Below are 8374 nucleotides of genomic sequence, written 5' to 3'. Positions count from 1 at the left end.
GGCATCCTAGGAAAGCGAAGCCATTCAATACGAAACATTGTGAAAATAGAAAACAGCAGCAAGATATTTTCTAATTGAAAATGATCTTACTGCTGTTTTTCTGACATTTATGTCCCAGCATCTTTTTGTCTTACTACTAAGCTAATATTAATTTAAAAAATATGCTTCCACTTCTTTCCAACCATTTACACGTGTAAAGCGTGTTTCGTTTACATTATGCGCTGCAGTGTATATAATGGGTTCGCCTTCAAAAATAGCTAATTGACGTGGGTTATCATCAATTAAATAATCAGCTTTCACGATATTTTTTCGTCCACAAAACACAAAGTGTTGAGGATCTAAAAATGGAAAGTGTTGTAATAACCATTCATATTTATCATGAAATGATGTTGGAACATCCATCGCAGCCGTAGCAATATATACATCGTACTGTGCCGCTAATTTTTCTACAACTTCTTGTGCAGCTGGTAATACTGGTAACTGTCTAAAGAAGCCAGGCGCATTTAAAATCTCCCTAACTAAGCCATCATGTTCAGGTATCATGTGCTTTAATTTTTTCCCATTTAAGCCTTCCATCGTTATTCCCAAATTCGTTTGTTTATTCACCGCTTCAATAATAGCTCCCAAAGTATCGGCTAATACTTCATCCATATCTATCGCAATTTTTTGTCGGGTCATTCCTTTGATCGCTCCGTTTCTATTTGTTTGTGTAGTTATACAGTATGAGTATAGCAAAATTTTGTTATACTTTCAGACTGTAGCCAAATGCTTTTTCATTTCATTATCATGCGTTTGTCTTGCTCATTTACACTTGGTACAAATCTGTTTATTTGTAAATTAAAAAGTCATACTCTTACTTAAAAAGTAAATAGCATGACTTTGCTTATATATTTATTATGTCTTATCGTTTCGATTTTAATAATCAAATTGTTGTAAGACTTCAATCATTTTATCGTTTTGTTCTGGAAAACCAATAGTGATACGCACACCTGTTGGGAATGGTCTTGTAATGCATCCTACCTGTAGTAATTGTTGATATAATTCCTGAACTTTATCTGTCACTACAAAAATAAAATTCGTTTGACTAGGTAAGAAGTGCTTACTTTGTGGAATCGCATAAAATTTTTGGCGCTCTTGTGCATTTTTTTGTGTAATATCATGTAAATAATCTTGATCTTCCAATGCTGCGATTGCTGCATATTCTGAAATACGCGTCACATTAAATGGCGGACGAATAATATTCCATTTATCAATTGCTTCATTCGTTGCAATAACATAACCAACACGTAAACCAGCCAAACCATATGCTTTAGAAAACGTACGCAGTAAAAATGCATTATCAAATTCTTCTTGTAACTTCAAAGTATCTGGATAATCTTCAGCCGTCACAAATTCAAAATACGCCTCATCAATTAATACTGGGACGTGACTTGGAACACGCGATAAAAAGTCATGCAATTTTTCATGTGTAAAATACGTCCCTGTTGGATTATTAGGATTACACAACCATACTAATGCCGTTTGTTCATCAACTTCATTTAAAATACCTTCTAAATCAAAGCCGCCATTTTTAAGTGGTACTTGAACCACATCTGCAGATTCAACGATCGCATTATGATAATATTGTCCAAAGGTTGCTTCACTTGTAACAATCTTATCGCCAGGCGTTAATACCGCCCTAGAAATCATTAAAATGACTTCATCAAGACCAGCACCAAATAAGATGCGTGACTCATCTATATGTAGGTGAGCACTAATCGCTTTTCTTAATGAAGGTGAACCAGTTTCTGGATAATAATACAATTCATCTAAATGATCTGTTATGGCTTGTTTGACTTTCGGAGAGGGCCCATACAAGTTTTCATTAGATGCTAACTTATATAGTTCTCCCTCAATACCAAACTGCTGTTTCAATGCTCTAGGGGATAATCCAGGTTGGTATGCAGATAATTGATCTAGTTGCTTTTTCAAAGTTAACCACTCCTCCGATAATTGTCTGAAATTTTAAAAAACTTAATACTAATTATAACGTGTTTCCTAGTTACATATCAAGTTCATTATATGACAATCAGCATCGAAAATCAGGCTTCCTATTAATGTACACCACGCATTGCTCGAATCACTATAGGTGAAATTAAAAATAATAATACACCAATAATTAAGGTAAACAACCCTGAATACATGAAGAATTGTTGTTCTGAAATGCGTTTGAAAAATACGACTGTTTGGCTATTAATACTTTGTGCTGTGGCATTGCTTAGCATCCATAGCGCCATCATTTGTGCAGATAAATGTTTAGGTGCTAATTTAGATGTTACGGATAAACCTACTGGAGAAATACAAAGTTCTCCGACAGTAATAAATAAAAAGCTAAGTGCTAACCACAACGGGTGTGTTAATTCTGTAGAACTCATCAAAGGAATCATCATCACTAAATAGGATAGTCCGGCAAAGATTGCACCAAGTGCAAATTTGTGCACTGTGCTTGGATTATGTTTACCCAGCCTTGTCCATAAGTTAGCAAATAACGGAGCCAACACAACAATAAATATTGGATTAAGTGATTGGGCCCAAGCTGCTGGTATTTGAAAATCAATCAGTCCATTTGTCAGCTTGCTCATACTGAGTTGAGTGTTTTGATCTGCAAAATTAGCTAACACGGTTGATCCTTGTTCTTGAATCATCCAAAATGCGACTGATGTTATAAATAAAGGAATATAACTATAAATACGCTTACGTTCAACTTCATTTGTTTTTTTATTCGTAATCATATAAATAAAAATATATATAGGTAAAACGATACCAATAATAGTTACTATTAAGGTAAAACTTTCAAGACTAAGTAACCCGGTAAATTGTAAGACAATTAAGATAATTGCAAACATAATAATTGCACTACCCACCATTAAACTTAATCGTTTAATTTCTTCTTTTTTTAATGGATTGGGAACACTGAGTCCAGCTAACCCTAAAAATCTTTTATTGGTAACCACATAGACCACAAGACCAAGGAACATACCTACGGCTGCTGCCGCAAAACCAACATGGAAACCAAGACGTGTTTGTAAATATCCAGTTATAAATGGCGCAAGTAAGCTTCCAAGGTTGATACCCATATAAAATATTGTAAAGGCACCGTCCAAACGTACATCATCATGTGAATATAAATCGCCTACAGTGGTAGATATATTAGGCTTTAATAATCCGGTACCGGTAATTAATAATAATAATGCAATAAGCACTAATGTAAAGTTACCTGGTATTGCCAACAGGATATGCCCAAACATGATTAAAATACCACCATAAAACAGCGCGTGTCTTGTACCTATAATCCTGTCTGCAATCCAGCCACCTATAGATCCTGACATGTAGATTAACGCACCATATATTGAGACAATTTGTAAGCCTGTTGCTTGGCTTAACCCAAAACCGCCATCCGTTACAGCGTAATATAAATAATACGCTAAAATAGCTTTCATCCCATAATAACTAAAACGTTCCCAAAATTCAGTAAAAAACAGTGTGCTTAATCCTTTTGGATGCCCAAAGAAACCTTTTTGTGGCACACTACTAACGATTTCTTGACGTGTATAATTCTTGTTATTCATTTCCCCACCTCATTCGTAATACCCTCAATTTTATACTTCATATGAATTAATCACAAGTAAAATCAAAAGAAACACAATTAAATTTAGTTACAATATGCTACTAAAGTTTTATTATTACAATTTATCATTTGAATATATTTCTTCTTATATTCCTTTATCATACGCCTATATATCCATGCTTATCACACTAAAAAAGACGCAGAGAACAACTTGATTTAATCGTTGTTTTCCGCGTCTTCAGTTCAATATGGAGGCATTTTATCTTATGAAGTATACAGTGCTATTTTATAAGCCCTTCTTTTTTGAGAAACGCTTTAGCAACTTGATATGGATCTTCATTTTTCACAGTAACTTTATAATTCATTTCTTGCATTTCTTCATCTGAAATTTTACCTGCTAATCGATTCAATGGTGCTTTAATTTCCTTATGTTCATTTAAGAATTTTTCTTTAAACATTGGCGCACCTTGATATGGTGGAAAGACATGTTTATTATCTTTGAGCACAACCATGTCATATTGTTTCAGTTCTGCGTCAGTTGAGTAGGCATCAATTAAGTTGATATCTCCCTTTTCTATAGCAGAATAACGCAATTTGGGCTCCATCGTTTTTACATTATTAATATTTAAGTTGTAAGCCTTTTTGACTGCTTTAAAACCATCTGGACGATCGTTAAATTCTAATGTAAATCCTGGTTTCAATTGGTCAGTAACCTTGGCTAAATCATCAATTGTTTTAAGATGATGCTTTTGAGCAAAATCCCGTTTAACTGCTAAAGCATAAGTATTATTATACTTCATTGGCTTAAGCATCGTCATATCATATTTTGATTGTAAGCTATCTTTAGCTTGTTGATAAACTGCTGCCTCTTTTTTAGATTTTAAATCTTCTTTTGTCAATTCTCCTAACACTGTACCAGTAAATTCTAAATAGCCATCTATATCATCGGATTTTAAGGCGTTGAATAGAAATGCTGTCTTACCCATACCATCTTTCACTTCGACAGTATCATCCGTTTCTTCTTCTATTAAAATCTTATACATATTCGTAATAATAGATGGTTCTGATCCTAATTTCCCTGCAAGCGTAATCGTATCCCCTTTATGACTAAGCAATGGTGCAACAATCGCGATAATGATAACTAATAAGATGGCACCCGTTGCCAGCATTAGTTTTTTATAAGATAATTTTGCCATTAATCTTAAAATAACATCAAAAATAATAGCCAGTAACGCAGCAGGAATGGCACCAATTAAGATAAGCGATGGATTGTTACGGTCAATACCCAAGAGAATCAGATCTCCTAAGCCACCTGCACCAATGAGCGCAGCAAGTGTAGCTGTACCAATAATTAGAACCATTGCTGTACGAATACCTGCCATAATCACCGGCATGGCAATCGGTAATTCAACTTTCGTTAAGCGACGAAATGGTTTCATCCCAATCCCTTTTGCTGCTTCAATTAACGATGGATCTACTTCTTTAATTCCGGTATATGTATTGCGTAATATTGGTAATAATGCATAGACCACTAAAGCAATAATGGCTGGCACACGGCCTATACCAAACAATGGAATCATTAAACCTAGTAATGCTAGAGATGGAATAGTTTGTAGGACAGCAGCGATATTCATCACGATTTCAGAAATACGTTTTGCTTTTGTTAATACAATGCCTAACGGTACGGCAATCAAAATAGCAATAAGTAACGCAATAAAAGAAATTTGGATATGCTCTATTAAAGTAGCCAATAATTCTTCTTTACGCGCGTTTAATGTAGTAATAAACTCATTCATGCTGTTTCACCTCTTTGCCCTTGTGCTAAATATTCAAAGACATCTTCTCTTGTAAGAAGTGACTGAACATGAGTGTCATGATTTTCTACTAACAATGCTTCATGTTTGCTTAACATATCAAATAAGTCATCAATATACTGGTCTGCGCTCACGACTGGGTAATCTGTTGACGCAGCCATTTCATTTAACGGTGTTGTGATATCTAATTCTTTCAACTTAATATGTTGTGATACAGATGTTTGTTGTAAATAATTCCCCATAAATTCTTGGACAAACTTACTTTGTGGGTGTGTTTTAAATCCTAATGGTGTATCGATTTGTTCAATATGACCTTGATTCATGACACAAATACGATCACCAAGTTTCATGGCTTCTTGAATATCATGTGTTACAAAGACAATTGTTTTGTTAATTTTAGTTTGGAGTGCAAGTAAATCGTCTTGCAACTTTTCTCGACTGATAGGGTCAAGTGCACTGAAAGGTTCATCCATTAAGATGACTGGAGGATCTGCTGCCAATGCACGCACTACACCCACTCTTTGTCGCTGTCCACCAGATAGTTCATCAGGCTTGCGATTTTTATATTTATCTGGTTCTAAACCAACCATTTCTAATAGTTCGTCTACGCGCTGGTCAATCTCTTTCTCTTTCCATTTTTTCATTTGTGGAACTTGTGCAATGTTTTCTTTTATTGTCATATGGGGGAATAGCGCGATTTGCTGTAGTACATAGCCAATGTCCCATCTCATTTCATATACTGGAAAATCACTTACTGGTTTATCTTTAAAATAAATATAGCCTTCAGTTAATGGGATAAGTCGATTAATCATTTTTAACGTTGTCGTCTTCCCACAACCTGAAGGACCAATGAGCACAAAAAATTCGCCTTCATTGATTTTAAAACTAAGGTCATGAACCGCAATATTTTGGCCATAACGTTTCGTTACATTTTTAAATTCAATCACATTTACACCTCTATTACGCAAATTAATAATATTTTGTCTATTATTTATAAAAGATTGACATCAATACAACGCGTACATTTTTCTTTGTTATTCCCTTTTATCATAAAGTTAATGATAATACTAGAAAATTTTACTTTTATATATTAAAAAGATGAGTTTGAATGCCATTGCCATTCAAAAACTCATCTTACTTATTTTAAGTGTATGCTATTACGTTTATGATATGTTTGCTTTGTAAGATTGAATGCGTTCTAAAAAGTTAGGACAATAATGTTTTAATTTATAACTACCTACACCTTCTATAGCAATCATTTCTTGTTTCGACGCTGGTTTACGTTTAGCAAATTCTTCTAACGTATAATCCGAAAAGATACTTACTGGTGCAATGCCTAACTTATTACTTAATTGTTTACGTACATCAACAAGTTCATTGTATAGCGCGCGATCAACGCCTTCGACAGTATTGATATAAACCTTTTCTTTAGATTTTTGTCTGAATGGCGTTGTAAATATCGTTACGTCTTCCTTTAATAAACTTTGCACACTTTGGTCACAAATCAATATTTCGTTATGTTCATTTAAAAATCCTTTGAATCTTAACTCATCAATAAGATGACTTAATTCTGACGTTGTATATGCTTTCATAATGCCATAAGTAGATAGCTGATCATAGTGATTGTATTTAATATAATCGCTTTGCTCTCCTCTTAATACTTGAATAATGACACTATAATTTTCTTGCTGTCGCATTCGCGCCACACAACTTACTATCATTTTGGCTTCTTTGGTCATATCATATGTTTTATTTTCTTGAACACAATTGCTACATTGTTGACATTCTTCTAACTTTTCATTGGGTTCAAAATAATGCACAATTGTGGCTTCGAGACATTTTTTAGTCTTGGTATATTGCAACATTTTAGTTAATTTTTCACCCATTTTATCTTTGTAGTCATCATCAGCTTGAGACACAGAAATAAAATATTCATGTAAACCTTTATCGCGCTCACTGTATAATAAGATACATTCACTTTTTAACCCATCTCGACCAGCACGTCCTGCCTCTTGATAGTATGATTCTAAATCACCAGGCATATTATAATGAATCACATATCTCACATTAGACTTATCAATACCCATACCAAATGCATTTGTTGCTACAACAACTTTAATACGATCATAAACAAAATCATTTTGTGCTTGTTCTCGTTCTTTGTTTGACAATCCTGCATGATATATCGCTGCTTCAAGATCAATGCTTTGAATGGCCTCTTGCAGTTCTTCAACTTGTTTGCGCGTCGAACAATATATGATACCTGCTTCATCTCGATGCGCTTGCACATAATCAAGGACAAATTTTTGACGCTGATACGTAGGATTAACTTTGAAGATAAGATTACGACGTTTAGTACTTGTCTTAACCCGATTATCTGCAGAAATATAAAGTTTATCCATAATATCTCGTTGCACTTCAGTTGTTGCGGTAGCGGTAAGCGCAATAACAACAAAATCTTGAGGTAGTGTCATTACTTTTTGAATGACATTCTGATAACTCGGTCTAAAATCATGTCCCCATTTAGAAATACAATGCGCCTCATCAAATGCAATTAAATGAATCTCCAGCTTACGCAATATACTTAAAAAATATTGGTTTTCAAAGCGCTCAGGTGCCACGTAAAGAAATTGAATTTTACCAGAAGCCAACTCCTGTTCAATCTGCTTTTGTTGCTTTTGACTTAGACTACTGTTCAAGTACGCTGCATGAATTCCCATTGCTTTAAGTTGATCTACTTGATCTTTCATCAATGAAATAAGCGGACTAATAACAACAGTTGTACCACCTAACTTCAGCCCGGGAATTTGATAACAAATCGATTTTCCCCCGCCTGTTGGTAATACACCTAATACATTATGATGAGCTAAAATTTTAGTTATAATTTCTTTTTGACCTGGTCGAAAAGATTGATAACCAAAATAATGCGATAATATTGCTTCCATTTCTGCAT

6 protein-coding genes are annotated in these 8374 nt (G+C 34.3%); all 6 read right to left on the bottom strand.

The window, feature by feature from the left end:
• Positions 1-147: 147 nt before the first annotated feature.
• Positions 148-678 (bottom strand): 5' nucleotidase, NT5C type, encoded by a 531-nt coding sequence (locus tag HMPREF3267_RS09140; protein WP_002459750.1) that lies wholly within the window; start codon positions 676-678, stop codon positions 148-150.
• A gap of 237 nt (positions 679-915) precedes the next feature.
• Complete coding sequence (gene hisC / locus HMPREF3267_RS09135; protein ID WP_002459751.1) at positions 916-1971, bottom strand: histidinol-phosphate transaminase; 1056 nt, start codon at positions 1969-1971, stop codon at positions 916-918.
• 122 nt (positions 1972-2093) lie between these two features.
• Positions 2094-3608 (bottom strand): peptide MFS transporter, encoded by a 1515-nt coding sequence (locus tag HMPREF3267_RS09130; protein ID WP_062078651.1) that lies wholly within the window; start codon positions 3606-3608, stop codon positions 2094-2096.
• A 280-nt stretch (positions 3609-3888) separates the two neighbouring features.
• Positions 3889-5403, bottom strand: coding sequence for an ABC transporter permease/substrate-binding protein (locus HMPREF3267_RS09125; protein WP_002479360.1), 1515 nt, complete (start codon positions 5401-5403; stop codon positions 3889-3891).
• Positions 5400-6368, bottom strand: a complete 969-nt coding sequence (locus tag HMPREF3267_RS09120) for an ABC transporter ATP-binding protein (protein WP_002459754.1) — start codon at positions 6366-6368, stop codon at positions 5400-5402. Before HMPREF3267_RS09120 ends, HMPREF3267_RS09125 begins: the two co-directional genes overlap by 4 nt.
• Before the next feature lie 216 nt (positions 6369-6584).
• The gene (gene recQ, locus HMPREF3267_RS09115; protein ID WP_002459755.1) at positions 6585-8366 is read right to left on the bottom strand and encodes a DNA helicase RecQ; all 1782 of its coding nucleotides are present in this window, start codon (positions 8364-8366) and stop codon (positions 6585-6587) included.
• Positions 8367-8374 lie beyond the last annotated feature (8 nt).

Origin of the sequence: Staphylococcus sp. HMSC62D11, assembly GCF_001839145.1 — a bacterium.
Classification (GTDB): Bacteria; Bacillota; Bacilli; order Staphylococcales; family Staphylococcaceae; genus Staphylococcus; species Staphylococcus lugdunensis.
The sequence above is the reverse complement of the archived record's forward strand: the minus strand, read 5'-3'. Positions and strand labels throughout refer to the sequence as shown.